Source organism: Roseobacter sp. MED193 (genome assembly GCF_000152965.1).
GTDB lineage: Bacteria > Pseudomonadota > Alphaproteobacteria > Rhodobacterales > Rhodobacteraceae > Pseudophaeobacter.
The window spans coordinates 2103713-2130424 of the sequence record NZ_CH902583.1 but is presented as its reverse complement, the minus strand read 5'-3'; the positions used below and the strand labels follow the sequence as shown (position 1 = coordinate 2130424).

The following is a 26712-nucleotide window of genomic DNA, read 5'->3' as shown; positions in this document are numbered from 1 at the left end:
GCTGTAGTCTGCTGTTTTACCTGCAGTTGGCTTGACTATGCTTTAGCAGGGCCTTGGCAGTTTCGCGGGCTCGGTCTTCGGATGCGACTGTAAACCGGACCTGGGTGGGGAACTCCAAACCGCCAAGTATCAGGGTGTCGCGCGCGGCTGTCTCTGTGTTGAAGATCAGATTGAAACTATAGCCGACAAGTGTTGAATCGGCTTCAACGGCCTGCACAAAGTCAAAGAGTGCAGGGGCATCTTCATGGGGTTGAATGTCTACCGTGGCCTGTCCCGGTTCTGTATCGGGGAGAGACGCTCCGAGCTGAAAGGTGAGTTTCCCATTTGGCTGCTCCAGGAGGCGGCGCAGATCGGTCTTTGGCCAATGGCCTGCCTGCCCGGGTGGGAGAGGGTTGTTCTGCGTAACCCTGCCGTCATTATGGAACATCGTCAGGGTATGGCCCGTTTTGTCTCGCATACTGGGTGGAATTTTGGACAAAAGCCTTTGAGCCAATACAAGCTGCTGATCCGAAATTGGCTTGGGTATTAAGGACAGGACCGCGCGTCCATCGTTGATCGGTAGGATATTTACGGTGTCTTTGCGGAAGTCGGAGAGATCCGTGACCAAACGGGATCGACGCAGCCCAGTGCCGTTAGGTTGAACCTGCCTGATGGAAATATCCAATCGGCAGGCGTCCAGCCGAATGTCCACATCTGCGCCCTCAGCAGCCCATTGGGCATCACGGAGGGTATCCAGCGCCAGTTCCTGTGGGCTTTTTAGGGTGAAGAGGTAGTAAACAGCGACAGCTGCGAGAAGAACGCAGGCAACACCAATAATATTGCCGATTTTCAAAGTGAATATCCTAACATTGAAGCAACCAACCACGCGTTCACACGCCGAAAAAAAAGCGCGATGTTCCGCGATCCAAAAGGCGCAAACGGCTCAGAAGTCGATTGCGATGCCTTTTTTCTCCCAGTCACCATATCGGGCCGGGTCCAAGCCGTCGCGGCCTCCTAGTTCCACCGGCGGTTTGGCTTTGGCATCGGCTGCCTTGCGGCGTTCAGCTGCTTCGGCCAGGGCGCGCTGCGCGGCGGGGGGCAGATCGGGATTGATCTGTGGTTCAGCCTCTTTGGGGCCTGGGGTTTCGTCGCTCATGGCGGGTTCCTTTATGCTGTGGTCATGATATACGCCCCTTTTTGGTGGGGACAAGCCACCAGAGGCGTCGGCGCATTGGCAAGCGGGGCGCGTGTCTATGCCAAGGAGAGCAGCAATGTCCGATGGAACGCAGGCCCGCCGCACGGCGATCTATCTACTGGATCAGGTTCTGGGGGAGGGACGTTTGCTGGCAGAGTGCTATGCGGCGGGGGCTTTGGAGCGTCTGACCCCTGAGGATCGCGCGCGGGCTCAACGGCTAACCCTTCAGACCCTGCGCAGCCTGGAACGCGCAGATCGCGTGCTGCAAAAACACCTAAAGAAGGCAACGCCGCTGACGGTGCAAAATGTCCTGCGTTTGGGCACGGTGGAGCTGTGTCACGGTGCTGCGGCCCATGGGGTGGTCAATGATATGGTGGCAATCATTTCCAAACACCGCCGTCATGGGAAGCTCAAAGGGTTGGTCAACGCGGTCTTGCGCAAAGTGGCTGAGCAAGGTCAGGCGGAATGGGCAAAGCTGCGCGTGCCGCGCCTGCCCAAATGGCTGCGTAAGCCTCTGGTCGAGGCTTGGGGTGCCGAGGCCATGCTAGAGATTGAAGCCGCGCATTATGAAGGTGCACCCCTGGATATCACAGGCAAACGAGGGGCAGATCTGACTGCTTTGGGAGGCGTGGCACTGCCCACAGGGTCGCATCGTTTGAAAAATGCGGGACAGGTTTCGGCCCTGGCTGGATATGAGGTTGGCGACTGGTGGGTGCAGGATGCTGCTGCGGCGCTGCCTGCCCAGATGCTCCAGGCCCAAAGCGGCGAGCGCATACTTGATCTCTGCGCCGCACCTGGTGGCAAGACCATGCAGATGGCGGCGAGCGGTGCCAGTGTGACGGCGGTGGATACTTCGGCCTCCCGGATGGAACGGTTGCAGGAAAACCTGACCCGGACTGGGCTGGCAGCGGATCTCGTGGTGGGTGACGCTTTGGAACAGAGGGGGCAGTTTGACGCGGTTTTGCTGGATGCGCCTTGTTCCGCGACTGGCACCATTCGCCGCCACCCAGATCTACCCCATGCCAAGGACGGTAGCGCATTTGGTGCGTTGATTGAGCTGCAAGCGCAGATGCTGGCCCATGCCTGGAGTCTGGTCAAACCGGGGGGGCGTATGGTGTTTTGCACCTGTTCATTGCTGCCAGACGAGGGCGAATGCCAAGTCGAGGAAGCTCTGGAGATGTTTCCTGATATGTCCGTGGATCGCGATGTCTTAGCTGCGCTGGGGGTTGATTCCGCCTGGATCACGGAGGAGGGCGGGTTGCGGTTGCGCCCGGACTATTGGGCCGAGCAAGGGGGAATGGATGGGTTTTATATGGCGCTTTTGCGCAAATCTGCCTAGCGCTGCGCTCTGAGGTCGCATTCATCGGTGACTTGACGCCTTAAGGCGGTTATCCTTTTGCCAAAACGCCGGCACTCCATAGCCCAAAGGCGTGAGGCAGAGAGCATGTCCAGATACGACAGAGTGGCGAGTCGCGGGACTCGCATGATGAATAGGCTATACGCCTGGCGCGCCCACAAGCAGCCGGCGGCAACTGGGTTTGTGTCGCAGCCCGAACCGCGAACCATTGGCAGTTTTGCCCGTGGGCGCCAGCTGGTGGCAGGGAATCTGTTGTTTGCTGGCTTTCTCGTCGAATCGGAAACCACTGGTCTGTGGGATGTTAATGCGCCGGATGCCTCCTTCGATGCCGAGCGCCAGGGCTTTGGTTGGTTGGACGATCTGGCCGCAGTTGGCGATATCAAGGCACGGGTCAAGGCGCAGAAATGGGTTTGGGGTTGGATCAAAACCCATGGATCAGGGGTCGGACGGGGATCGGCTTTGGCCTGGTCGCCAGATCTGACGGGGCGACGGGTGATCCGCTGGATTAACCATGCTCTGTTTCTGCTGAGCAGCAAAGACCGGGCTGAGACCGAAGCCTTTTATCAGTCTTTATCGCAGCAGACCTGGTTCCTATCCCAGCGCTGGCAAGGGGCATCGCCGGGATTGCCCCGGTTTGAAGCCCTCACTGGGCTGATTTATGCCGGTCTGGCTCTGCAGGGGCGCGAGGAGCTGGCGGATCCAGCGATCCGAGCTCTGGCCCTGGAGTGCGAAGCCCAGATTGATGCTGAGGGCGGCGTGCCCACACGCAATCCCGAAGAATTGCTGGAAGTTTTTACTCTGTTGACCTGGGCCGCCGCAGCCCTGCATGAGGCGGGCCGCACGGTGCCTGCGGCACAGACGGCGGCGATTGAACGGATCGCCCCGGCGCTGCGTACGCTGCGCCATGCCGACGGTGGATTAGCAAGGTTTCATGGAGGGGGACGGGGCCTAGAGGGCTGGCTGGATCACGCTTTGGCGGCCAGTCATGTCGCGGGCCATCACCGTGACGGGTTGGCCATGGGCTATGCGCGCCTGGCGGCGCGCCGCACTTCGGTGGTGATTGATGCCGCAGTACCGCCAAAAGGGGCGGCCTCGAGCAATGGTCATGCCTCTACGCTGGCCTTTGAGCTGACTTCCGGGCGCCGACCGTTGATTGTCAATTGCGGCTCTGGTGAGACTTTTGGTCTGGAATGGCGCCGTGCGGGGCGGGCAACGCCCTCCCATTCGACCCTGTGTCTCGCAGGCCATTCCAGTGCTCGGCTGGCCACGCCTGATCGCACCACGGGGCAAGAGATGCTGGTGGATGGTCCCAAGGAGGTTCAGGTGGCCCTGGATGATTTGGCCGATGGCCGGCGTTTTCAGGGCGGGCATGATGGGTATCTGCGTGATTTCGGTCTCACCCATGCGCGAACCCTCGAATTGTCCGATGATGGGCGTGGGTTATCAGGTGAAGATCTCTTGGTAGCCGTCGAAGACCCAGCCAAGAGGGCGTTTTCGAAGGTCCTGGATCGCTCGGGCACCAAGGGAGTTGAGTTTGAACTGCGGCTGCATCTCCATCCTGAGGTAGATTCTGCGTTGGATCTGGGGGGGGCGGCAGTGTCGATGGCGCTGAAGAGCGGCGAGATTTGGGTGTTTCGCCACGATGGAAGCTGCGAATTGAAGCTGGAACCCAGTGTTTATCTGGAAAAAACGCGATTAAAGCCTCGTGCGGCAAAGCAGATCGTTTTATCTGGGCGCGCAATCGAGTATGCGACACGCGTCCGGTGGACGCTCAGCAAGGCGCAGGAGACTGCCATTGCCGTGCGCGACCTGAATCGGGATGAGCCCGAAATTTTTGAATGAGCCTCTTGAGAGCCTACAAAGGACCGCCCTGCCATGACCGACCTTCACCCTGTACGCCGCGCGCTGCTTTCCGTTTCCGATAAAACCGGCCTGATTGATCTGGGCAAGGCGCTGGCTGCGCGTGGCGTTGAATTGCTGTCGACCGGTGGGTCCGCCAAAACACTGCGCGACGCAGGTCTCACCGTGAAGGATGTCGCCGAGGTGACTGGGTTTCCAGAAATGATGGATGGCCGTGTCAAGACACTGCACCCGATGGTGCATGGTGGTCTGCTGGCGCTGCGCGACAATGACACCCATGTTGCTGCCATGACTGAACACGGCATTGGCGCCATCGACTTGTTGGTGGTGAACCTCTACCCCTTCGAGGCCGCCCTGGCGCGTGGGGCCGGATATGACGAGATGATCGAGAATATCGACATTGGCGGCCCGGCGATGATCCGTGCGGCCTCCAAGAACCACCTGTTCGTGAACGTGGTGACCGATGTCGAGGATTATGACGCTCTGCTGGCGGAACTGGACGCCAACGACGGTCAGACCTCTTATGGCTTCCGTCAGCGTTTGTCGCAGATCGCCTATGCCCGGACCGCGGCCTATGATGCGGCCGTGTCGACCTGGATGGCTGGTGCCATTGATGAGCAGACCCCACGTCGCCGCGCCTTTGCTGGCGAGTTGAAGCAGACCCTGCGCTATGGCGAGAACAGCCACCAGCAGGCGGCCTTTTACACCGATGGATCCAATCGCCCCGGTGTGGCGACTGCTGTGCAGCTGCAGGGCAAGGAACTGTCCTACAATAACATCAATGACACTGATGCCGCCTATGAGCTGGTCGCGGAGTTCGACCCGGCGGAAACAGCCGCTGTGGCCATTATCAAACATGCCAACCCCTGCGGTGTGGCCAAGGGCGCGAGCCTGACTGAGGCCTATCGGAAGGCCTTTGATTGCGACCGCACTTCGGCTTTTGGTGGCATTGTTGCCCTGAACCAACCGCTGGATGCAGCGACCGCGACCAAAATTGTAGAGATCTTTACCGAGGTGGTGATTGCCCCTGGTGCCTCTGATGAGGCCAAGGCGATTTTTGCGGCCAAGAAGAACCTGCGTCTTTTGCTGACTGATGGTCTGCCCGACACCCGCGCGGCGCAAACAGCCTACAAGCAGGTGGGCGGCGGTGTGCTGGTACAGGACAAAGACGTTGGCTACGTTGGGATGGAGGATCTGAAGGTTGTCACAGAGAAGGCACCCACGGATGAACAGATGCAGGATCTGCTCTTCGCCTGGAAAGTGGCAAAACACGTCAAATCCAATGCCATCGTCTATGTCAAAGGCAATGCGACCGTTGGCGTTGGCGCCGGCCAGATGAGCCGTTTGGACAGTGCCAACGTGGCGGCCTCAAAAGCGCAGCGCATGGCGGATGAGCTGGGGCTGGACGAAAGCCTTGCCAAGGGCTCAGCCGTGGCTTCTGACGCGTTTTTCCCCTTTGCCGATGGTCTGCTGGAAGCGGCGGCTGCTGGGGCGACCTGCGTGATCCAACCCGGTGGCTCGATGCGCGACGAAGAGGTGATCGCGGCGGCCAACGAGCAGGGCATTGCGATGGTCTTTACCGGCATGCGCCACTTCCGCCACTAAGCAAAAGAAACGAGAAAATGGCTGCAGCACGTATGATATTCTGGGGCGCCTTTTGGGCTTTCCTCCTGGATCAGGCCAGCAAATACCTGGTCATCCACTGGATGGGCCTGTCGCGTCGTCTCAGCATTGATGTGCTGCCGCCGCTGCTGAATTTTCGCTATGGCGAAAACACAGGCATCAATTTTGGCCTCTTTGGCGACGGGGCAGACAGCGCCCGGTGGATCTTGATAGGCCTGTCTCTGGCGATCTGCTTGGCGCTGGTGCTCTGGGTTGGCCGTGGGCACGACAAGGGCGGGCTGATGCAGGTCTCGGCAGGGCTGGTCATTGGCGGCGCCCTTGGAAATGTGGCGGATCGGCTGCTCTATGGCTATGTGCTCGATTTTCTTAATATGTCCTGTTGCGGGCTGAACAATCCTTATGTCTTTAATCTGGCGGATGTGTTCATCTTTGCTGGAGCGGCGGGATTGATCCTGTTCGAGGGGCGCATCAAAAAGCCTGCGTGACCTCCTTTGGGAAATAGGCTAAAACCGCGTTGAAACTGACGGGAGTATTGGGGAAATGCGAATTCCTCTGGCGATTATCGGGCTGATCTGTGCTGTAGCTGTATCTGGCTGTGGGTCAAAAGAGCTGCGTGATATCCGTAGCACCGGCACCGGACCGGATGAATTCCTGGTGTTGCCGCCCAAACCTTTGAGCGCTCCTGACGACTATGCCGCCCTGCCAACCCCCACCCCAGGCGGGCAAAACCGTACAGACGCTAACCCGCAGGCCGAGGCCGTTGCGGCACTGGGGGGCAAACCGGATGCCCTGCTGCCGGGCAATTCGATCCCAGCCACGGACTCTGGCTTGGTTACCGCCTCCAGCCGCTATGGCGTGTCGCCGGATGTGCGTCAGGTCCTGGCCAGCGAAGACGCGGCCTTTCTCAAGCGCAGACGCCGCGGCGGGCGGATCAAGATTGCTCCGGTTGATCGCTACGAACAAATTTACTCGAAACAAACGCTTGATCCTTTTGCGGTCAATGAAGCCTTCCGCCGCGCTGGCGTGGCAACACCATCGGCGCCGCCTCGCAACGAAGAGTAACAGCGTTTTACCTGTTGCATCGGGTGTTACAGTTTGAACCGAATGGGGCTGCTTTGGCGGCCCTGTTTGATTTTGACCTCTCGGTTTGTGTTGGATGCCACTACGCATGTTGAAGAGTTTTGCTTCATCTATTGTTTAACCTGGTCTTGCTACTGTTATGCCGCAAGGAAAGTCAGACCGTGGCCCTATTCACGTTTGCGATAGTGTTGCTTGCGCCCAAGCGTCAGGGGCGTAGGTTGAAGACTGGGCAGGACTGCACCAGATATATGGCTAGCCCATAGGGCAGCGACTTCAAGAATGAGGAGAATGCCAAATGTTTCCAAGGATTGCTTTGGTCGCCACCATGTTGGGCATCAGCCTGACCGGCGCTCTGGCCAAAACAGGGGATGGCACGTCTAGCCCGGATGACCTGGTGACCAGTTTTGCCTTGGACAATGGTATGCAAGTCGTTGTCGTTGAGGACCACCGGGTGCCGGTGGTGCAGCATATGGTCTGGTATCGCGCGGGATCAGCTGATGAGCCAATTGGCCAATCCGGGGTTGCGCATTTCCTGGAACACCTCTTGTTCAAGGGCACTGATACCCTCGCCCCGGGAGAACTCTCCGCGACTGTGGCGGCCAATGGCGGGCGCGACAACGCCTTTACCAGCTATGATTATACCGCATATTACCAGCGTGTTGCCTCGGACCGGCTAGAACTGATGATGCGGATGGAGAGCGACCGCATGGTCAATCTGCGCCTGTCCGAAGACGAGATTATCACAGAGCGTGAGGTCATTCTGGAAGAACGCAACCAGCGGACGGACAACAATCCACGCGCGTTGTTTGGTGAACAATTGAACGCAGCCCAGTATCTCAACCATCGCTATGGTCAGCCTATAATTGGTTGGCGCCACGAAATGGAAGAGCTGGATAGGGAAGACGCCCTGTCATTTTACGGCACATACTATGCGCCCAATAATGCCATTTTGGTGGTCTCTGGCGATGTGGAGCCTGATGCTGTCAAATCCCTTGCAGAGACGTACTATGGTGTCATTCCCGCCAATCCTGATCTGCCCATAGTGCGGGCACGTAGCAAAGAGCCGCCGCAAAATGCCGAGCGGCGTCTGATCTTTCGCGATCCCCGTGTGGCTCAGCCCTATGTCCAACGCGCCTATCTGGCGACGGAACGCAATGCTGGTGCCCAGGAAGAGGCAGCCGCGCTTTACCTTCTGTCGGAGCTTCTGGGCGGGGGGAACACCTCTTATCTGGCCAATGCGCTGCAATTTGACCAACAGATCGCGGTTTACACCGGGGCGTTCTATTCCGGGGTTTCTCTGGACAAAACCAGCTTTGATTTTCTGATTGTCCCAGCGCAAGGCGTGAGCCTGGAAGAGGCCGAAGCGGCGCTGGACGCAACCCTGGTCGCTTTCCTGGAAGAGGGCGTTGACGCGGAACAGCTGGAGCGGATCAAACTGCAGCTGCGGTCTTCGGAAATCTATGCGCGTGACAATGTGGACGGGATCGCCAATCGTTACGGGCGGGCGCTGACCTCGGGCCTGACGGTGCAGGATGTACAGGACTGGCCGCAGATTTTACAGTCTGTCACCTCGGATGAAATCATTGCTGCAGCGCAAAACCTGCTGCGTCCCGAGGCTTCGGTAACGGGATGGATGATGCGACAGGAGGAGGGCGAATGATGCGTCTCACAGCTTTGACAGTGGCAGTCTGTGCATGGGTGTCCGTTTTGGTCGTGCCTGCGCAGGCGGAGATTCAGATCAATGAAGTGACTTCTCCGGGTGGTATCACCGCTTGGCTGGTTGAGGATCACTCGATCCCCTTTACCGCGCTTGAACTGCGCTTTCGCGGCGGCACCTCGCTGGATGCACCGGGCAAACGTGGTGCTACCTATCTGATGGCTGGGTTGCTTGAGGAAGGGTCAGGTGAAATGGGCGCGCAGGACTATGCCCGCGCCGTGGAAAATCTGGCAGCCAGCTTTGGTTACGATGCTGACCGTGACAGCCTGTCGATCTCAGCGCGTTTCCTCAGCGAAAACCGCAGGGAAGCCATGGCGCTGTTGCACCAGACGCTGCATGAGCCGCGTTTCGACCAGGATGCACTGGACCGGGTGCGGGCGCAGGTCCTTGCCGGGCTGCGTTCTGATCTGAAAGACCCCAACAAAATCGCGGGTCAGGCCTTTGCTGCTATGGCCTATGGCGATCACCCCTACGGGAGCTCTGGTAAGGGGACGATTGAGAGTGTTTCTGGGCTAACGCGACAGGACATCTTTGCGGCCCATGAGGCAGTTTTTGCCCGTGACAGACTGTTTGTGAGCGCTGTTGGAGACATTACCCCGGCTGAACTGGGGACCCTGTTGGATGACCTGCTGGGGGATCTGGCTGCCAAAGGGGCGCCATTGCCCGGACCGGCGGAGGTCACGATCTCCGGTGGCGTTAGCATCGTTGACTACGACACACCACAATCGGTCGCATTGTTTGGCCACAGCGGGATCACGCGCGATGATCCGAGGTTCTTTGCGGCCTATATCATGAACCAAATTCTGGGGGGTGGCTCTTTTGACAGCCGCCTGATGAAGGAAGTCCGCGAAAAGCGGGGCCTCACCTATGGGGTGTATTCCTATTTGCTGCCGCAGGATCTCGCCACGGTTTATATGGGGCAGTTGGGATCGGCGAATACCAAGATGGCAGAGGCGGTTGCCGTGATTCAGGGCGAATGGCAGCGTCTGGCCAGCGAAGGCGTCACCGAGAAAGAGCTGACAGATGCCAAGACCTATCTGACAGGTGCCTATCCGCTGCGCTTTGATGGCAACGGGCGGATTGCCTCTATTTTGGTGGGGATGCAGATGGATGACCTGCCCATAGATTATGTCCAGACCCGCAATGACAAGGTCAACGCGGTCACTCTGGAGGAGATCAATCGGGTGGCGGGTGAAATCTTGATGCCTGAGGCTCTGCATTTTGTTGTGGTTGGACGCCCCGAGGGTCTGATCGCCAGCCCTTGACGGGCCAAGCGACGGGCCAAGCGCCCAGGCGCAGCGGCAACAGGAGGCGAAGTTAAATAGATCTCAGGGCCGGGGAATTCCTCGGCCCTGAGATTTTGAAGCTTAGCTTGCAGGGCTTTCCCTATTCGCCGTAGGGCACCCAGATGTTTTTCACTTCGGTGGATTCCATCAGAAACTTGCGGCTGTGATCAAGGCCCCAGTCCAGCGCGGTGCCATTGTTCACCCAGGTCCGTTTGAGGTTGAGCGCTGAGGCCTTTTCAATGGTTTCCGACAGGTCTGTCGACGCAAAGCTCCAGACCGCATCCACATTCATGTGGGCGGCCAGGGGCTGCGCCAACTCAGTGGCCTCGCCGGTCAGGATATTGACCACGCCTGCGGGTACATCAGAAGTTTCGATCACCTGATAGAAATCGGTGGCGGCCAGCGGGAAGGGTGCTGAGGCAGCCAGTACCACCCGGTTGCCCATGGCCAGCGCCGGGGCCATGACCGAGACCAGCCCCAACAGGGGTGCTTCATCTGCGCAAATCGCGCCAATCACCCCGATGGGTTCCTTCATCGCCAGTGCGACAGCACGCACCGGTACGCCATGGGCCTGACCGTCGTATTTATCGGCCCAGGCCGCGGCCGTGAACAGGCGCTGAATAGAGGCCTCGACCTCTTTTGCACCGCCCTTTTTGCCGGTCATCGTGTCGATGCGATGGGCAAATTCATCCGCACGCGCCGACAGGTTTTCGCCAATGTAATACAGAATCTGCGCCCGCAGATGGCCGGTGGTCTTGGACCAGGCCTTGGCCCCAGCCGCGGCCTCAACCGCGTTGCGCACGTCTTTGCGACTGCCCATGCCGACATGGCCCAAAAGCGCACCGTGGGCATTGTAGACGGCTTTGGAATAACCGCTGTCCGGCCGTGTCTGCTTGCCGCCGATATACATTTTGGCGGTCCGATCTACAGGGTCGGCCGCATGGCTGTCCTGTTTGCCGGCAAAGGCTTTGATCGGGGCTAGCGGCTTGGCCTTGCCCTTGGGGCGGGTATAGGCGCTGAGGCCTTCCCAGCCGCCTTCACGGCCAAAGCCGCTTTCACGGACACCGCCAAACCCGGCGGCCGCGTCAAACATATTGGTGCTGTTGATCCAGACAACGCCAGCCACCAATTTTGGCGCCAGATCCAGCGCCAGATTGATATTTTCGCTCCAGACCGTGGCGGCCAGCCCATAGCGACTGTTATTGGCCAGCTCCACGGCTTCGGCCGGGGTGCGGAAGGTGCAGGAGGCTAGAACCGGGCCAAAGATTTCTTCTTGCATGAGGGGATCGGCAGGCGACAGGCCCTGGATCAATGTCGGCAGGAAAAAACAACCGTCAGAGGGCAGCGGTAGGCTAGGCTGATAGGTCTCGCCCGCCTGGTTGCTCGCGACCAGCGCGGTGATAGTTTCCAGCTGAACCGGATCAACCACGGCGCCAATGTCGATTGATTTATCCAACGGGCTACCAATCCGCAGCTTGTCCATACGGGCTTTGAGCTTGGTATAGAACCGCTCGGCAATGCTCTCCTGCACCAAAAGGCGCGAGCCGGCACAGCAGACCTGCCCCTGATTGAACCAGATCGCATCCACCAGGCCTTCAACCGCAGAATCTAGATCGGCATCGTCAAAGACGATATAGGGCGACTTGCCGCCCAGCTCGAGCGTTAGCGCCTTGCCAGATCCGGCAGTGGCTTCGCGAATGCGCCGCCCGACAGAGGTGGAGCCGGTAAAGGCGATCTTGTCGACGTCGGCGGCGACGATCATTTCACCCACGGCCCCATCACCAGTGACGATATTCACCACCCCCTTGGGCAGGCCCGCCTGTTGGCAGATATCGGCAAAAAGCAGCGCGGTGAGCGAGGTGTATTCCGCCGGTTTCAGCACCACGGTATTGCCCATGGCAATGGCAGGGGCGACCTTCCAGGCCAGCATCAAGAGCGGAAAGTTCCAGGGGATGATCTGGCCACAAACGCCGAGCGCCTGCGCGTCGGGTAATTCGCTTTCCATCAGTTGGGCCATGCCCGCGTGATAGTAGAAATGCCGCTGTGCCAGAGGAATGTCGATATCGCGGCTTTCCCGGATCGGCTTGCCGTTATCCAGCGTTTCCAGCACCGCAAAAAGGCGGGAGTGTTTCTGCAATAGCCGGGCAATGGCATAGAGGAAGCGCGCGCGTCCCGGCCCGCCGAGCTTTTCCCATTTTGGCTGGGCGGTGCGAGCGGATCTCACCGCTGCATCAACGTCATCCTGACTGGCCTGGCTTAGGGTTGCCAGCACTTCGCCGGTGGCGGGGTTGCGGCTGTCAAAGCCATCCTGCGGCGCGGTGAAGGCGCCATTGATGAAGTGACCAAAGCGGTCGCCTTGGTCGATCAACCAGGCCAGTGCTTCGGCGGCATTTTCGGGGGCAGGGCCATAGTCCATGGAGTCGAACTTCTCTTTGATGGTCATGTCTGATGCTCCTTCAAGCCGACGCATGGCGGTAGCTGGCGGAGTAGGCTCCGGTGGTGTGGTGTTCCAACTGGCGTTCGATATCGTTCAGCAAGGATGAGGCACCAAAGCGGAACAGATCCGGTTGCAGCCAGCGGTCGCCCAGCTCTTCCTTGATGAGCGACAGATAGACCAGCGCGTCCTTGGCCTTGGAGATGCCGCCGGCAGGTTTGTAGCCGACTCGAAAGCCAGTGCGGTCATAATAGTCGCGGATGGCGCGGATCATCACCAAGCTGACAGGCAGGGTGGCATTGACGCTTTCCTTGCCGGTCGAGGTCTTGATGAAATCTGCCCCGGCCATCATGCAGATCACTGATGCCCGTGCCACATTGCGCAGGGACCCCAGCTCTCCGGTGGCGAGGATGGCCTTCACATGGGCCTCGCCGCAGGCTGTGCGAAAGGCTTTCATCTCATCATAGAGCGCCTGCCAGTTACCCGCGAGCACATGGCGGCGTGAGATCACGATGTCGATCTCTTTGGCGCCGGCCTTGACGCTTTCGCCGATCTCGGCCACCCGCAGATGAAAAGGCGACAGCCCGGCGGGGAAACCGGTGGAGACCGCAGCAACCGGAATGCCGCTGCCCGTCAGCGCCTTGACGGCGGCGGGGACCATGTCGTGATAGACGCAGACGGCACCGGTGGTGATCGCAGGCATATCCAGCGCCTGAAGGATATCGCCGCGCAGAGGCTGGCGCGCCTTGGCACAAAGACGGCGGACGCGCTCTTCAGTGTCATCGCCGGACAGGGTGGTCAGGTCGATGCAGGTCACGGCTTTCAAGAGCCAGGCGGCCTGATGCTCTTTTTTGACGCTGCGCCGGGCGGGCAGCGTGGCACAGCGGCGCTCGATCGCCGATGTATTGGCCTGCACGCTCGCGACCCAGTCCAGGTCAAGGTTCATGCCCGGGTTGCGGGGCTCTTGCGCCAGCACAAGCGGCTGTGTGTGTTCCAAGGTTTGGCTTTCCATTCCGGAGATCCTCAACAGAGTTCTGCGCGAAAGTCGCACGGGTGCGGCATCTTGGCAAGTAAACCGGCCGGGCTGGGGATGCAATATTTGACCTTTTGGACAAATGTCACAGAAGTTTTGTTGAGAATAATTCTCATTTTCATTGACTAAGTTGAGAATCGTTCTCATATTCGCATCAAGTTCGATATTTCAGGAGCCTTCGTCCAATGAACCTTACGCGACGCACCATTGTGGGACTGATGATGTCCCTTGCTCTGCCGTTTATGGCAGCAGGCGCCCGGGCGGAGGCACCGCTGAAGCTGGTGGCGACCACTGGCATGATTGCGGATGCGGCCCGTCAGGTCGGGGGAGAGCAGGTTGAAGTCAAAGCTCTGATGGGGCCTGGGGTCGACCCACATGCCTATCGTCAGACACGCTCTGACATCGTTGCCATGACCCGCGCCGATCTGGTTCTGTGGCATGGGTTGTATCTGGAGGCCCAGATGGAAGAGTTCTTTCATGATCTGGAGCGCAAACGCAAAGTTGTCGCTGTGGCCGAAGGTCTGCCCAAGGATGTGCTGCGCGGCCATGACGACTATGCCGACAAATTTGACCCCCATGTCTGGATGACGCCCGCACTGTGGAAACTGGTTGTCACCGAGGTCCAAAAGGCCCTGACCGAAGCCCGCCCCGAAGCCGCCGAAGTCTTTGCAGCCAACGCTGCAGAGCATATGGCGGAGTTGGATCGGTTGATCGCCTATGGCGATGATGTCTTGGCGCAGGTTCCGGAAAGCAAACGCGTCTTGCTCTCAGCCCATGATGCCTTTGGTTATTTTGGCCGCGATTATGGGTTCGAGGTCTTGGGCATTCAGGGCATCTCGACTCAGTCCGAGGCCGGCCTCAACCGCATTGGCGAATTGGTCGACCTGCTGGTCACCCGTGATATCAAGGCGGTTTTTGTTGAAAGCTCGGTCTCGGATCGGTCCGTGCGCGCCCTGATCGAAGGCGCAGCGGCACGGGGACACGAGGTCACCATCGGCGGCGAGCTGTTCTCGGATGCCATGGGCGCGGATGGCACCTATGAAGGCACCTACCTTGGAATGCTGGATCACAATATGACAACCATCTCCAGCGCCCTGGGGGCTGCGAATGTTCCAGCCCGTGGCATGGATGGAAAACTATCGGCAGGATTGTGACAGTGGAAATCGTGAAGACGCAGGCCCAGGGCGACCTGAGCACAGACAAAGCGCCAGAAGCAAAGCTGGCACAAAGCCCGCTTGCCATTCGCGGTCTCACCGTCAGCTACGGTGAAAAGCCGGCGGTCTTCTCGGTGGATATGACCGTGGAGCCGGGGCAGATGACAGCCATTATCGGCCCAAATGGGGCAGGTAAATCCACCCTGCTCAAGGCCGCATTGGGCATCGTTGCGCCGGTTTCTGGTCGGGTCACGATCTTTGGGCGTTCTTTGGCCGAACAGCGTGCCAGAATTGCCTACGTGCCACAACGCGCCAGCGTCGATTGGGATTTTCCAACACGGGTGATCGATGTGGTGCTGATGGGGCTCTACCGTGAACTGGGTCTGTTGGGCTGGATCAAAGGGGCCCATCGGGCCAAGGCGCTGGACTGTCTGGAACGGGTCGGTATGGGCGATTTTGCCACGCGTCAGATCGGCCAGCTATCCGGTGGTCAGCAACAGCGGGTGTTTCTGGCCCGCGCCCTGGCCCAGGGGGCGGATCTCTACCTCTTGGACGAGCCCTTTGCCGGAGTAGATGCCGCCACCGAAAAGGCGATTATCTCGGTGCTGAAATCCCTGCGCGAAGCAGGCAAGACGGTGGTAGTGGTGCATCATGACCTGGCCACCGTGGCCGAGTATTTCGACAATGTTTTCTTGATCAACACCCGCCGCGTGGCCGAAGGGCCTGTTTCAGAGGCCTTTACCGAGGAAACCTTGCAGGCGGCCTATGGTGGGCGGCTTGCGACCTCGCAAATCGACAAGCTGGCCAAGGCTTAAGGGGGCAATTTATGCTACTGGATGCTCTGCTCCTGCAGCTTGGATATAATGCCACCCTGGTGGCAGTTGGGGCCGCGCTCTTGGGCACGTCTGCAGGAATTACCGGCACGTTTCTATTCTTGCGCAAACGTGCGTTGGTTTCTGATGCTGTGAGCCACGCCACCCTGCCCGGTGTCTGTATCGCCTTTTTGCTCATGGCCTTTGCCGGTGGTGATGGCCGCAATTTGGCGGGGCTCTTGGCGGGGTCCGCGGTCTCTGCGGGGATTGGTCTGTGGTGCATGAATTGGCTAACACGCAACACCCGCCTCGCCGAAGACGCGGCGATTGGCGCGGTTCTGTCGGTTTTCTTTGGATTTGGAATCGTCCTGCTCACGGTCATCCAGACCTTGGGCGTGGGGCGTCAGGCGGGGCTTGAGGGGTTCTTGCTCGGCTCCACCGCAGGCATGCTTTATAGCGATGCCGTGGTGATTGCAGCGGGCGGAGCCATGACTCTGGCTCTGGTTTTGCTGACACGCAGGCCCATGACGCTGGTGGCCTTTGATCCTGAATATGCTGCGGCCCGCGGCCTGCCGGTGGATCGCATTGATATGCTGATGATGGGGCTGGTGATGGCGGTGACTGTCGTGGGTTTGAAGATCGTCGGATTGATCCTCATCGTGGCGCTGTTGATCATTCCGGCCGTCACCGCGCGGTTTTGGACAGAGCGATCGGAATATGTGGTTTTGCTGGCAGGCCTGTTTGGTGGCGTTGCGGCCTATCTGGGGGCGGCACTTTCCGCCTCAGCTCCCAATCTGCCGACGGGGCCATTGATTGTTCTCGTCAGCTTTACCCTGTTTTTACTCTCGCTGGTTTTGGCGCCCAATCGGGGTGTTCTGGCTGCGGTGCTGCGTCATCTCCGGCTCCAGCGCCGGGTGCATCTGCGCCAGGGACTGTTGGCCTTGGCACAGGGTCAGGCCATCTATGAAAGCCTAACACTACGCCTTTTACAGCGCGCGGGTCTGGTGCGGGCGGATGGGGTGCCAACGGCCAGCGGCAAGGCCCGCGCGGCTAAGGCCCTGCGTGATGAACGGCGTTGGGAAGTAGTACGCCGCGACATGGCCCATGAGGCTGCTGCGGCGCTTTATGACGGGTTGCGCGATATAGAGACGGTCCTGACGCAGGATCAGATACAGGAAATAGACCGCCAAATCGGTGGCCCGCGTGAGGTCTTGTCATGAGCGGAGAAGAATTTGTACCCCTGTCGCTTACGCCGATGTTGATTGGAATTTTTGCCGCTGTGGCCTGCGCCCTTCCCGGGAATTTCCTGTTGTTGCGGCGCCAGGCTCTGATCGGTGATGCCATCAGCCATGTGGTGTTACCGGGCATTGTATTTGCGTTTCTGATGACCGGCGTGATTGCCACTTGGCCGATGATGCTGGGTGCCGCCGGGGCGGCGATTGTGGCTGTGGTAATGATCGAGGCGATCCGCCGCCTTGGCCGGATCGAACCCGGTGCGGCTATGGGGGTGGTCTTTACCACCATGTTTGCCGGCGGAGTCCTGCTCCTGGAACAATCCGATACATCAGCCGTGCATCTGGATGTGGAACATGCGCTTTACGGCAATTTGGAAAGCCTGATCTGGCTAGATGCCACCGGCTGGTCCTCGCTGCTCGATCCGGAAGCTCTGCGATATCTGCCGACCGAGCTGCCACGGATGGCGCTCACCCTTTTGGGTGTGTGCCTTTTCACCGCGCTATTCTGGCGGGCATTGAAGATTTCCACCTTTGACGAAGGTTTTGCCCGCACCATGGGCATCCGTACCAATCTGCTTGGGCTGGGTCTGGTCATCACCGCTGCTGTGGCGGCTGTCGCGGCCTTTGATGCGGTCGGATCGATTATTGTGATTGCCATGTTCATCTGTCCGCCTGCGGCGGCGCGGATGATGACCAATCGACTGGAAGCGCAGATCGCCTGGAGTGTGCTCTTTGCGGTGCTTTCAGCGGTACTTGGCTATGTTCTTGCCGGTTTTGGCCCCCTCTGGCTGGGGGGCGGGGATGCGGTCAGCGCGGCCGGCATGATCGCCACCGTCTCTGGCGTGATCTTGGCGATCACCGCTCGATTTGGTCCCTGTAGGGGTCGTTCCGGGGTGCCGGCTACGGTCTGAGGCGGGCGTGCGCCGATCTCTGCGCAAAGGATGACCGGGCATGGCAAAGCGCGGCGCTCTTTTTGTTCCCCTCTTGTTCGATTTATGCACCAGACCCTGTGGTAGAATCGTGGGAAGCTGCTAAATTTAGCGGTATGAGCAGCCAAGACCCCCATATCAGCGATCATGATCGCCCGACCATTCGTCAGCTTGACGACAGTGCAATCAACCGGATCGCCGCTGGTGAGGTGGTGGAACGACCCGCCTCAGCCGTCAAGGAACTGGTGGAAAACGCCATCGATGCAGGGGCGCATCGCATCACCATCGAGATTGCGGATGGTGGCAAGACCCTGATCCGGGTGACCGATGATGGCTGCGGTATGACTTCCCGCGATCTGCCACTGGCGCTGTCGCGCCATGCCACCTCCAAAATTGACGGAACGGATCTGCTCAATATCCATACCTTTGGTTTTCGCGGCGAGGCACTGCCAAGTCTGGGTGCAGTGGGGCGGTTGACCATCACCAGCCGGGCGGCAGGTCATGACGCCGCGCAGATCCGGGTGGCGGGCGGCAAGATGGAACCGGTGCGCCCAGCGGCCCTGCGGGCGGGCACAATCGTTGAGCTCGCCGATCTTTTTTATGCGACCCCGGCGCGGCTGAAATTCATGCGCACGGATCGTGCGGAATCCCAGGCTATTGGCGATGTTGTAAAACGTCTGGCCATGGCAGAACCCTCGGTGGGCTTTACCCTGCGCGATGTTTCGGGAGGCGGCGAAGGCCGCGTGACCTTTCGGGCGGATCCGCTCACCGGGGATCTGTTTGATGCTCTGCACGGGCGCCTGGCCTCGGTACTGGGGCGAGAGTTTGCCGAAAACGCGCTCAAGATCGATGCCACCCGAGAGGGCATTCGCCTGTTTGGCTATGCGGCCTTGCCGACCTACTCGCGGGGGGCTGCGGTGGCGCAGTTCCTGTTCGTGAATTCGCGGCCCGTGAAGGACAAAATGCTGACGGGCGCCCTGCGGGGGGCTTATTTTGATTTCCTCAGCCGCGACCGCCACCCAGCGGCGGCGCTGTTTATTGACTGCGACCCGACCCTAGTGGATGTGAATGTGCATCCGGCCAAATCTGAGGTGCGCTTTCGCGATCCCGGCTTGGCGCGGGGATTGATTGTCTCGGCGCTGCGGCATGCCCTGGCCGAGGCCGGGCATCGGGCATCTACAACGGTGGCAGGGGCCACATTGGGTGCGATGCGTCCCGAAGCGCCGACTGCAAACGGTGCGGCGCGGGTCTATCAGATGGATCGACCCTCCTTGGGCGCACGCAACCTGTCTTATGCGGCGCAAGCCCCGGGTCAGCCGCAAGAGATGTCTGTGCCTGCGCCGCCAGCGGCAGCCCCGGGTTTTGCCGAGTTCCAGCACGAATACAGCGGCCGCCTGACCGACCCCCTTGCGGACACTGAGGCCCCGGGTCAGATGTCGGATGCGCCCGAGCCCACCGCGCCCGGGGCCGAGCATTTGCCGCTTGGGGCGGCGCGCGGGCAGGTGCATGAAAACTACATCATCGCCCAGACCGCTGACGGGATGGTTATCGTTGACCAGCACGCTGCCCATGAACGGCTGGTCTATGAAAAGCTGAAGCAGCAGATGGCGGAGAATGGCGTCGCTGCCCAGGCCTTATTGATCCCCGAGATTGTTGAGCTTGGGAGCAACGACTGCGCGCGCATCCTGGCCCAGGCAGAGGAGCTGAAAAAATTCGGCCTCGGGCTGGAGGCTTTCGGCGGAAATGCCGTAGCCGTGCGTGAAACCCCTGCCATTCTGGGAGAGGTCAATGCGGAGGCCATGGTGAAAGACATTTTGGATGAGCTGGACGATCAGGGCGAAAGCCAGCTGGTGCAGGCCCGGCTAGAGGCAATCCTGTCCCGCGTCGCTTGCCACGGGTCAGTCCGGTCTGGTCGTCGGATGCGTGGTGAAGAGATGAATGCGCTGCTGCGCGAAATGGAGGCAACACCGCATTCGGGCCAGTGCAACCATGGTCGCCCCACCTATGTGGAGTTAAAGCTTGCCGATATCGAACGGTTGTTTGGACGCAGCTGATGGAGGAAATGGGGGACGCAGTTCAGGCAATGAATGAGGTCGGGGTGCTGATCCTTCTGGCAGGCGGATTTGCCGCGGTGCTGTTGCTGTTGCTCCTCCTGTCGCTGCGGGCCTCGGCGCGGATGGCGCGGGTCATGGGGCCGCTCACGGGGCAGATCGGGCAGTTGGGCCAATCGGTGCAGCAACTGCAGGGAGGCTTGCAGCATGTGTCTGACACTCAGACGACCGCGCAGGTGCAGATGGTGCAAACGGTCGAGGCGCGCCTGACAGCGGTGCAGCAGCATATGAATGACCGGCTGGCGGACAATGCCCTGCGTCAGGCTCAGTCGATGGCGCAGATGCAGGAGCGTATGCAGGAAAGCCTGCATGGCAGCAGCAAACGCACGGTGACCTCGCTCACCCAATTGCAGGAACGTCTAGCGGTGATCGACAAGGCGCAGGACAATATCACCAAACTCTCAGGCGATGTGCTGGGCCTGCAGGATATCCTGTCGAACAAGCAGACCCGCGGTGCCTTTGGCGAGATCCAGCTGTTTGATATCGTCTCCAAGGCGCTGCCGGCGGGCAGCTATACGATGCAGGCTACCCTGAGTAACGGTAAGCGTGCCGATTGTCTGGTGCATCTGCCAAATCCACCGGGCCCGATTGTCATTGACAGTAAATTTCCGCTGGAACCCTATGAGGCGCTGCACCGGGCCGAGACACGGGATGAAAAGGCCTATGCCATAAGGCAGATGAAAGCCGCGCTGCGGGCCCATATCTCTGCGATCTCGGAAAAATACATTATTGACGGTGAAACTGCCGAAGGCGCGCTGATGTTTCTGCCTTCCGAGGCGGTTTACGCAGAACTTCACGCGAATTTCACGGCTGTGGTGCGCGAAGGCTTTGCCGCCAAGGTCTGGATCGTTTCGCCCACCACCTGTATGGCGACGCTCAACACTATGCGGGCCATCCTCAAGGATGCGAGGATGCGCGAACAGGCTGGGGCGATACGATCTGAGCTGGGGCTCTTGTACCGCGATATGGAGCGCTTAGGTGAGAGAGTAAGCAACCTGGATCGCCATTTCGGCCAGGCTGCCAAGGATATCGCAGAGATCCAAGTCAGCGCTGAGAAGGCTGGAAAACGGGCCAAGCGTTTGGATAACTTTGACTTTGAAGAGATCGGTGGCGAGGCCGCTGGCAATATTGTGCCCCTGGAGCAGACCCCACAATGAAAAGCCAACCTCTGGATACAAAACTACTGCATCGGGCGGAAGTGAAGGTTGAGCGGATGGTTGCCGTTCTGCGTGTTGCTGTGGCTGGTTGTTTGTTGGCGGCTTTCCTTCTTCTGGTAAAAGGGGAAGGGGCAGACCAGCCCTATCTGAAAATCCAATGGCTTTTGGCGCTGCTTACGCTGCTGTCCTATTTTATCCTGGGGGCGATATCTTATTGGCTGGCCAGCTCTGGACGGTTTCGGCGCTGGATGGTCTGGCCAGCGGTGACACTGGATTGTCTGTTCATGCTGGTGAACACCTGGGCGGGGCTGGCAAATACCGGCTTTCCGGGGGAACTGACCTTTTTGTTGCCGCCCACCTGGCTGGTGCCGGTCATTATGGCCTTCGCTGTGTTGCGGTTTAATCCCTACCTGCAGGCCTATTGCGTTGTGCTGACGGTTGGAGGGCTGTCTTATCTGACGCTCTGGCAACCTGCAGAAATCACACCTGATCTCGCCGCACGCGCCGAATTTATGCTGCTGTTGCCTCCGAATATGGTGCGGATAGTGATGATTGCGCTGGGGGGGCTGGTGCTGATCGTTGCGGCCTACCGCACGCGCCAACTGTTGCATAATTCGATCACTGACGCCCGTGCCCGTGCCAATTTGACCCGCTATCTCCCGGCGCAGATGGCGGATCGGTTAGCGGCAGGGGAATTGAGCGAGCTGCGCAAAGGCCGCCAGCAGGAAATGGTGGTGATGTTTGTCGATATTCGCGGTTTTACCAACTGGTCTGAGGGGCGGGCCCCGGAAGAGGTGGGCGCCTATATCAGCGAGTTTCGTCTCAGGGTACAACGGGCTGTGGGACAGAACCAGGGGATGATCGACAAGTTCATTGGTGATGCGGCCATGATCCTGTTCGAGGATGAGAATGCGGCCTCCCGTGCGTTGAGCTGTGTCGATGACCTTTTGGCAGAGTTAAAGGACTGGAGCGCTGAGCGCCAGGCCGAGGGACGTGATCCGGTGCGCGTGGGAATTGGCCTGCACCTAGGGGAGGTCTTTTCCGGTGTGGTTGGGGACGCCCAGCGTTTGGAATATTCGGTCTTTGGCGATACCGTGAATACTGCGGCGCGTCTGGAAGAGCTGACCAAGGCGGTCGGTGCCGATGTCATTGCTTCGGCGGCTGTGCTGCAGGCTGTAGGGAGCGGGCCCGCGCGCGATGGCTGGTCGGCTCTGCCGACGGAGCACCTGCGCGGGCGCAGCAGTGGGCTGGAGATCTTCGGACGGGGGCTGGGGACAGATCGCGCGGGTTAGCCTGCTGCCCATTGCGGTTTTCTTGCCTCAGATCAAAGACCCCGACCTTGCGCTGCTGTCAGATGACCACAGACGGCGAACAGAAGGAGACAAACAATGTTGGAGATTTCCAAACGCAAGGTTGCACAGGTGGCCCTGATGGCGCGGGAACTGGGCCGGGCTGAAGGTGAGTTACGCGCCTTTATTGAGCGTCTCGGTATGGATGAACAGGCCGAACTCACTGCAGTTATGTGGATCGGACGGGGTAGTTTTGAGCGTGAAGAACTGGCGGAAGCCATTGAGACGGCCAAGTCCGAAGCCTCCACCCCTACTGCCGACTACCTGATTGGCACGCCGCATTTGGCCGACAATATCGAAGCGGGTCTGGATGCACTGGGCGTGGATGTGCAGGACGTCGAAGAGGATCTGATCGGCCGCTAGGCCGACCGCTCCCTTGCAAGACAGCGTGGTTTTATCAGAGCTGCGGCACCGCTAGCTTCAGCTCGGTCGCCTCGGCCCGGCTGAGCTGCTGTCCCTGTTTGCGCTTGGTCAGCACCTCGCGGGCGCGGGCATACTGATCGTCTTGCCAGAAGATCATGCAGCCATTGCAGCCCTTGCCGCAGCAGCCCTCGACCCCGAGGCGATTGGTTTTGAATCGTCGCTCATTTCCGTCTTGCTCGATGCTTTTGGCCAGAGCATCGCGGCGCTTGGCATAGGCCTTGGGGTTTTCTGTGCCACTGATCTCGAGCCCCTGGGTCAGCTTGTCAAAGCGCACTCGGTTCCATTGTTCCTCTGTCAGGGCGCGCTCCTTACGCAGGACGGAGTATTGCGGGAAGCGCGCCTTCAGGTCGTCGATTTCTTCGTGATCAAACAGAGTAAAGGGCAGGCGGATCACCGTCTTGGTACTGCCCTGAACCACCTCCGTGCGCATTCCATTGGCGGCGTTTTCAAAGTCATAGACCCGCAAGAGCACGGTTTCGCGGGCAATGGGCGAGACAAATTCCAGTACCTCGCCGGCAACTAGCTTGTTCTTCACCTCCACCAGCAAAGCATCCTCGGTCACCTCGGTGACAACCCCGGCATATTCCCACTGCGCGAGTGACGCGGTGTGTTCGTAGTTGTGGGCGTAATTCGTCAGCCGCCCCTCGTGGAAGGCCAGCGTATATCCGCGGTTCCCGACCGCTTCCAGTTCGCGCATATAGGGCTTGGGGTCCCAGTTTCCCGGGTCAGCATAGTAGTCATCAATCGCCATGCGATAGGCGCGTGCCACGATGGCGCAATAGTATTCCGACTTGCCACGGCCCTCGACCTTGAGACTGTCAACGCCGATCTCCAGATACTCGTTCAGCTTGGGCATGATGCAGAGATCTTTGGAGTTGAGGATGTAAGAGCCGCGCGCGTCTTCCTCAATCGGCATCAGCTCACCGGGGCGGCAGCCCTCTTCGAGCAGGAATTCGAACATATCGGCGTTGTCATCGGTGATCTGCAGATCCTGCACTGTGCCGTCTTTGAGCCGCATGCGGAAGGTATAGTTCCAGCGGCAGGAATTGGCGCAGTTGCCCTGGTTCGCACCGCGTTCGGCCATGAAGTTCGACAAGAGGCAGCGGCCGGAATAGGTCATGCACATAGCGCCATGGACAAAGGCCTCTAGCTTGATATCCGGGCATTTCTCGCGGATCTCTTTCAGCTCGGCAAAGGAGACCTCGCGGGCCAAAACGCAAAGCTCAGCCCCCTGATCCTGCCAGAATTTCACCGAGAGCCAGGAGCAGATATTACTCTGGGTGGAGATATGCAGAGGCAGCTCTGGTGCGCGATCCTTGACGTATTGGAACACACCGGGATCGGCGATGATCAACCCATCAGGGCGCACCTTGCGGACGGTCTCGACATACTCATCCAGCTTGTCGATGTCTTTATTATGGGAAAACAGGTTCAGCGTCAGATAGGCGCGCCGTCCGTATGCATGGCAAAACGCTACACCCTCAATTACCTCTTCCAAGGAGAACTCGGATTTTGTGCGCAGGGACATATCCGGCGTGCCCAGATAGACGGCGTCAGCCCCGTAGAGAATGGCGAGCTTGAGCTTGCGCAGGTTGCCTGCGGGCATCAAGAGTTCAGAGCGATGCTCGGGAGAGGACGCGGGGCGGATCATCGGTTTCATACCCTTCACCAGGACTGGAAAACGCGCCTATAGAGCAAGCCAGGGTATGGCGATTTGATCTAGCGCAAATTTGCGCAGATGCGATCTTGCCAGCCCAATTTTGAGAAGGGCTGTCAAAGGGGCGCTCCCTTCCGCCAAAGGGCGCGCCTGCTGAGCTCAGCTTTTCAGCGAGCAGGTGTTGATACCTAAGATCGAATAGAGTGGGCAGTTGCCCAGAAGGCCGGTGGCCAGAGGCACAATACCGATCAAACCCCAAAGCGACTGGGGGCCGATAAAGATCAGTGAGAGCAGTATGATGCCGGTGATGACACGCAGGATACGGTCCGTTTTGCCTTCGTTCTTAGTCATGGAAAATCTCCTCTTTTGCGGTGCTGAAAAAAGCATAGCAAAAAGAAGATGTGAGGCGCGGTGACAGAGTCACCAGATCTGCAAAGAAAGCTATTTTTGTTCGGAAATCTGAGCCAGTTCAGCCGGGTTGCACAGGCGAATACCCTCTGCAAGCTGTTCGACTATGCCACGGCGGGCAAATTCTGCCAGACGGCGCGATACATAGGCCCGGCCTGAAGCTGTTTCTGCAGCCAGTGCCGTATGGGTAACATGTACAATCCCGGTTGCATCGACAAGACGCAGCAAAACCTTGGCAAGGCGGGCATCAAATCCTGTGAGGGCAACGTCTTCGATCAGTTGCTGATATTCGCTAAATCGTAGCGCCACCGAAGTCAGTACATCGTTGCGAAAGGCGTCATCCTGTTCCATCACCTGACGAAACTGACCCGCCGAGATCAAGTCGCCTTGCAGATCTTCTTCGACAACGCCCTCGGCGGAATAGGTCTGATCTTCGATCAGGCAGGTAAAGGTCTGCAGGCAGACCTCACCGGGATGGACCCGGTAAAGCACGACCTCGCGCCCACTGCTGCCGGTCAGAGTGACCTTGATGCAGCCCTGTTTCAAGATGAGAAACCCAGGGCAGTCTTGGCCTGGGCTGAACAGGATCGTGCCCTTTGGGGCGGTGAATTTTTTCGCGAGATTCAACAGGGCTACTCCAAACGCACTTTCTGCTACCGGATACCAGCGCGCCGGAGAGTGCAAGCCTGATCCAGAACCGCGCCCTGAAGAAATGAAAAAGGGCCCGCTCGCGCAGGCCCCTCGAATGGTGATAGGCTGATGCCTCAGGCCAGACGGTCGGTGATCTCCAGGTGCTGTGCCAGGCTACCAATCTTGCCCATCCAATCCGCGACCAAACCAGCATCGCTCGGCGCCGCATGGACACCGGCGGCAATCTTGCCGTTCATCACCGCCTCAATGGCATAGGACACAGGATAGGAAACCAGGCGCGCCATGGCGGTTCCACGTTCGTCGCCCCAGGCATCCATCACATAGGTCTTATGCCAGACCGCTGCGCCGTCCTTTTCAGCCTTGAGATCGACACAGAGCACAACCCGGTCAGGTTCACCCTCGTCATAGGAGTTTTCCTCCCAGAACTGATCTGACATTTCCTTCAGGCGGGCATCGCCAGTTTCGCCTTCGAGCGTCTCTACCTCTTTGAACACATCCCCCCAGGCCTCGGTCCAGCCGTTCAGGCGCAGGGTGCCGCGGACGAATTCCTTCACCTTCCAGTCGGCGCCAAAGTGATACTGCCCTATAAAGGGCAGGGAGTCGCGGTTTGGATAGACCTCAAAGCTTTCTGGGGTTGGCAGCGGGGCGTCGAAGGTTGAGATCGCATCCCAGGGACGGGCGACGTCCAGCTCTTTGAAATCACGGATTGATTTCGACGGTGACCGCAGCGCCTTCAGCACGCCCAGGGGCGACCAGCTGAATTTATAGCGGAAGGGGTTGGGGGTCTTGGGAATGCCGCCACAATAGGAGAGGAAGCTCAGCTCATTTACGGAGTCAAAAGCCTCCGACGCCTTGTATTCATCCACCAGGGCGTGAGCCATCAGGTGGTCAATCCCAGGGTCAAGACCCACCTCGTTGACCAGCGCGACACCGGCTGCTTTGGCCTTGTCATTCAGCGCTCGCATTTCTGGCGCGATGTAGGACGAAGAAACAAAATGCGCCCCTTTTGAGATCGCCAGTTCTGCTAGCGGCACATGCCAGTCACCGGGCAGCATCGAGACGACAACATCCGCCGGGCTGAGCATTTCCCCCAAGTTGTTAATGTCAAAGACATGAATGTTGGAAGTGAGATCGCCGACTGCTTCGCGCGCCTTGTCGGCGGTGCGATTCCAGACAGCGACATCGTGACCAGCCTCCAGCAGGCGACGCAGGCCTGGGATGGCGGAGAGGCCGGTGCCGCACCAGTGAATAGTCATGAGAGT

General features: G+C 59.2%; 23 protein-coding genes. 15 read left to right on the top strand and 8 right to left on the bottom strand.

Going from position 1 to position 26712, the window contains the following annotated elements; translation table 11 throughout:
* Positions 1-16: 16 nt before the first annotated feature.
* Positions 17-832 carry a hypothetical protein gene (locus MED193_RS12590; protein WP_009810111.1) on the bottom strand — a complete coding sequence of 272 codons (816 nt, stop codon included), beginning with the start codon at positions 830-832 and terminating at the stop codon, positions 17-19.
* Positions 833-922: 90 nt separating this feature from the next.
* Positions 923-1135 (bottom strand): DUF1674 domain-containing protein, encoded by a 213-nt coding sequence (locus MED193_RS12585; RefSeq protein WP_009810110.1) that lies wholly within the window; start codon positions 1133-1135, stop codon positions 923-925.
* A 115-nt stretch (positions 1136-1250) separates the two neighbouring features.
* Here MED193_RS12585 and MED193_RS12580 point away from each other — a divergent pair, with 115 nt between their 5' ends.
* From MED193_RS12580 to MED193_RS12550, 7 genes are all read left to right on the top strand, one after another.
* Positions 1251-2513, top strand: coding sequence for an RsmB/NOP family class I SAM-dependent RNA methyltransferase (locus tag MED193_RS12580; protein WP_009810109.1), 1263 nt, complete (start codon positions 1251-1253; stop codon positions 2511-2513).
* Positions 2514-2618: 105 nt separating this feature from the next.
* Positions 2619-4373: a heparinase II/III family protein gene (locus MED193_RS12575; protein ID WP_039966165.1), complete on the top strand. Its 1755-nt coding sequence runs from the start codon at positions 2619-2621 to the stop codon at positions 4371-4373.
* 33 nt (positions 4374-4406) lie between these two features.
* On the top strand, positions 4407-5996 hold the full coding sequence (gene purH / locus MED193_RS12570; protein WP_009810107.1) for a bifunctional phosphoribosylaminoimidazolecarboxamide formyltransferase/IMP cyclohydrolase: 1590 nt from the start codon (positions 4407-4409) through the stop codon (positions 5994-5996).
* Positions 5997-6013: 17 nt separating this feature from the next.
* Positions 6014-6499: a signal peptidase II gene (gene lspA / locus MED193_RS12565; protein WP_009810106.1), complete on the top strand. Its 486-nt coding sequence runs from the start codon at positions 6014-6016 to the stop codon at positions 6497-6499.
* A 55-nt stretch (positions 6500-6554) separates the two neighbouring features.
* Complete coding sequence (locus MED193_RS12560; protein WP_009810105.1) at positions 6555-7076, top strand: DUF3035 domain-containing protein; 522 nt, start codon at positions 6555-6557, stop codon at positions 7074-7076.
* 313 nt (positions 7077-7389) lie between these two features.
* On the top strand, positions 7390-8754 hold the full coding sequence (locus tag MED193_RS12555; RefSeq protein WP_009810104.1) for a pitrilysin family protein: 1365 nt from the start codon (positions 7390-7392) through the stop codon (positions 8752-8754).
* A complete protein-coding gene (locus tag MED193_RS12550; protein ID WP_009810103.1) occupies positions 8751-10076 on the top strand; it encodes a pitrilysin family protein in 1326 nt (441 codons plus the stop codon). Before MED193_RS12555 ends, MED193_RS12550 begins: the two co-directional genes overlap by 4 nt.
* 121 nt (positions 10077-10197) lie before the next feature.
* On the opposite strand, the gene MED193_RS12545 is transcribed toward MED193_RS12550, so the two are convergent.
* Both MED193_RS12545 and deoC read right to left on the bottom strand, forming a co-directional pair.
* Complete coding sequence (locus tag MED193_RS12545; RefSeq protein ID WP_009810102.1) at positions 10198-12540, bottom strand: aldehyde dehydrogenase family protein; 2343 nt, start codon at positions 12538-12540, stop codon at positions 10198-10200.
* 13 nt (positions 12541-12553) lie between these two features.
* Positions 12554-13543, bottom strand: a complete 990-nt coding sequence (gene deoC, locus MED193_RS12540) for a deoxyribose-phosphate aldolase (RefSeq protein WP_009810101.1) — start codon at positions 13541-13543, stop codon at positions 12554-12556.
* 206 nt (positions 13544-13749) lie between these two features.
* On the opposite strand from deoC, the gene MED193_RS12535 reads away from it, so the two are divergent.
* From MED193_RS12535 to MED193_RS12500, 8 genes are all read left to right on the top strand, one after another.
* Complete coding sequence (locus MED193_RS12535) at positions 13750-14718, top strand: metal ABC transporter solute-binding protein, Zn/Mn family (protein WP_009810100.1); 969 nt, start codon at positions 13750-13752, stop codon at positions 14716-14718.
* Between the two features lie 35 nt (positions 14719-14753).
* Positions 14754-15533, top strand: coding sequence for a metal ABC transporter ATP-binding protein (locus tag MED193_RS12530; protein ID WP_039966863.1), 780 nt, complete (start codon positions 14754-14756; stop codon positions 15531-15533).
* Positions 15534-15544: 11 nt separating this feature from the next.
* Entirely contained in the window at positions 15545-16750 is a 1206-nt protein-coding gene (locus tag MED193_RS12525; RefSeq protein ID WP_009810098.1) for a metal ABC transporter permease, read from the top strand.
* Entirely contained in the window at positions 16747-17676 is a 930-nt protein-coding gene (locus MED193_RS12520) for a metal ABC transporter permease (protein WP_009810097.1), read from the top strand. The genes MED193_RS12525 and MED193_RS12520 overlap by 4 nt, the downstream gene beginning before the upstream one ends.
* Positions 17677-17810: 134 nt before the next feature.
* Positions 17811-19748, top strand: a complete 1938-nt coding sequence (gene mutL, locus MED193_RS12515) for a DNA mismatch repair endonuclease MutL (protein WP_009810096.1) — start codon at positions 17811-17813, stop codon at positions 19746-19748.
* Entirely contained in the window at positions 19748-20962 is a 1215-nt protein-coding gene (locus MED193_RS12510) for a DNA recombination protein RmuC (protein WP_009810095.1), read from the top strand. The genes mutL and MED193_RS12510 overlap by 1 nt, the downstream gene beginning before the upstream one ends.
* The gene (locus MED193_RS12505) at positions 20959-22254 is read left to right on the top strand and encodes an adenylate/guanylate cyclase domain-containing protein (RefSeq protein ID WP_009810094.1); all 1296 of its coding nucleotides are present in this window, start codon (positions 20959-20961) and stop codon (positions 22252-22254) included. Before MED193_RS12510 ends, MED193_RS12505 begins: the two co-directional genes overlap by 4 nt.
* Positions 22255-22350: 96 nt before the next feature.
* Positions 22351-22674 (top strand): DUF3775 domain-containing protein, encoded by a 324-nt coding sequence (locus tag MED193_RS12500; protein ID WP_009810093.1) that lies wholly within the window; start codon positions 22351-22353, stop codon positions 22672-22674.
* 34 nt (positions 22675-22708) lie between these two features.
* Here the strand turns inward: MED193_RS12500 and MED193_RS12495 are convergent, their stop codons facing one another.
* From MED193_RS12495 to MED193_RS12480, 4 genes are all read right to left on the bottom strand, one after another.
* Entirely contained in the window at positions 22709-24394 is a 1686-nt protein-coding gene (locus tag MED193_RS12495; RefSeq protein ID WP_009810092.1) for a U32 family peptidase C-terminal domain-containing protein, read from the bottom strand.
* 156 nt (positions 24395-24550) lie between these two features.
* Positions 24551-24742, bottom strand: coding sequence for a DUF2892 domain-containing protein (locus MED193_RS12490; RefSeq protein ID WP_009810091.1), 192 nt, complete (start codon positions 24740-24742; stop codon positions 24551-24553).
* A 90-nt stretch (positions 24743-24832) separates the two neighbouring features.
* A complete protein-coding gene (locus MED193_RS12485) occupies positions 24833-25426 on the bottom strand; it encodes a Crp/Fnr family transcriptional regulator (RefSeq protein ID WP_009810090.1) in 594 nt (197 codons plus the stop codon).
* A 137-nt stretch (positions 25427-25563) separates the two neighbouring features.
* A complete protein-coding gene (locus MED193_RS12480; RefSeq protein ID WP_009810089.1) occupies positions 25564-26706 on the bottom strand; it encodes a saccharopine dehydrogenase family protein in 1143 nt (380 codons plus the stop codon).
* Positions 26707-26712 lie beyond the last annotated feature (6 nt).

Bases quoted from the DNA above. Each gene is read 5' to 3' on its own strand.
- MED193_RS12510 (WP_009810095.1), top strand. From the start codon at position 19,748: ATGGAGGAAATGGGGGACGCAGTTCAGGCAATGAATGAGGTCGGGGTG.
- MED193_RS12480 (WP_009810089.1), bottom strand. From the start codon at position 26,706: ATGACTATTCACTGGTGCGGCACCGGCCTCTCCGCCATCCCAGGCCTG.
- deoC (WP_009810101.1), bottom strand. From the start codon at position 13,543: ATGGAAAGCCAAACCTTGGAACACACACAGCCGCTTGTGCTGGCGCAA.
- MED193_RS12585 (WP_009810110.1), bottom strand. From the start codon at position 1,135: ATGAGCGACGAAACCCCAGGCCCCAAAGAGGCTGAACCACAGATCAAT.
- MED193_RS12560 (WP_009810105.1), top strand. From the start codon at position 6,555: ATGCGAATTCCTCTGGCGATTATCGGGCTGATCTGTGCTGTAGCTGTA.
- MED193_RS12545 (WP_009810102.1), bottom strand. From the start codon at position 12,540: ATGACCATCAAAGAGAAGTTCGACTCCATGGACTATGGCCCTGCCCCC.
- MED193_RS12495 (WP_009810092.1), bottom strand. From the start codon at position 24,394: ATGAAACCGATGATCCGCCCCGCGTCCTCTCCCGAGCATCGCTCTGAA.
- MED193_RS12500 (WP_009810093.1), top strand. From the start codon at position 22,351: ATGTTGGAGATTTCCAAACGCAAGGTTGCACAGGTGGCCCTGATGGCG.
- MED193_RS12505 (WP_009810094.1), top strand. From the start codon at position 20,959: ATGAAAAGCCAACCTCTGGATACAAAACTACTGCATCGGGCGGAAGTG.
- MED193_RS12575 (WP_039966165.1), top strand. From the start codon at position 2,619: ATGTCCAGATACGACAGAGTGGCGAGTCGCGGGACTCGCATGATGAAT.
- MED193_RS12580 (WP_009810109.1), top strand. From the start codon at position 1,251: ATGTCCGATGGAACGCAGGCCCGCCGCACGGCGATCTATCTACTGGAT.
- MED193_RS12525 (WP_009810098.1), top strand. From the start codon at position 15,545: ATGCTACTGGATGCTCTGCTCCTGCAGCTTGGATATAATGCCACCCTG.
- MED193_RS12490 (WP_009810091.1), bottom strand. From the start codon at position 24,742: ATGACTAAGAACGAAGGCAAAACGGACCGTATCCTGCGTGTCATCACC.
- MED193_RS12550 (WP_009810103.1), top strand. From the start codon at position 8,751: ATGATGCGTCTCACAGCTTTGACAGTGGCAGTCTGTGCATGGGTGTCC.
- MED193_RS12535 (WP_009810100.1), top strand. From the start codon at position 13,750: ATGAACCTTACGCGACGCACCATTGTGGGACTGATGATGTCCCTTGCT.
- MED193_RS12555 (WP_009810104.1), top strand. From the start codon at position 7,390: ATGTTTCCAAGGATTGCTTTGGTCGCCACCATGTTGGGCATCAGCCTG.
- lspA (WP_009810106.1), top strand. From the start codon at position 6,014: ATGGCTGCAGCACGTATGATATTCTGGGGCGCCTTTTGGGCTTTCCTC.
- purH (WP_009810107.1), top strand. From the start codon at position 4,407: ATGACCGACCTTCACCCTGTACGCCGCGCGCTGCTTTCCGTTTCCGAT.
- mutL (WP_009810096.1), top strand. From the start codon at position 17,811: ATGAGCAGCCAAGACCCCCATATCAGCGATCATGATCGCCCGACCATT.
- MED193_RS12520 (WP_009810097.1), top strand. From the start codon at position 16,747: ATGAGCGGAGAAGAATTTGTACCCCTGTCGCTTACGCCGATGTTGATT.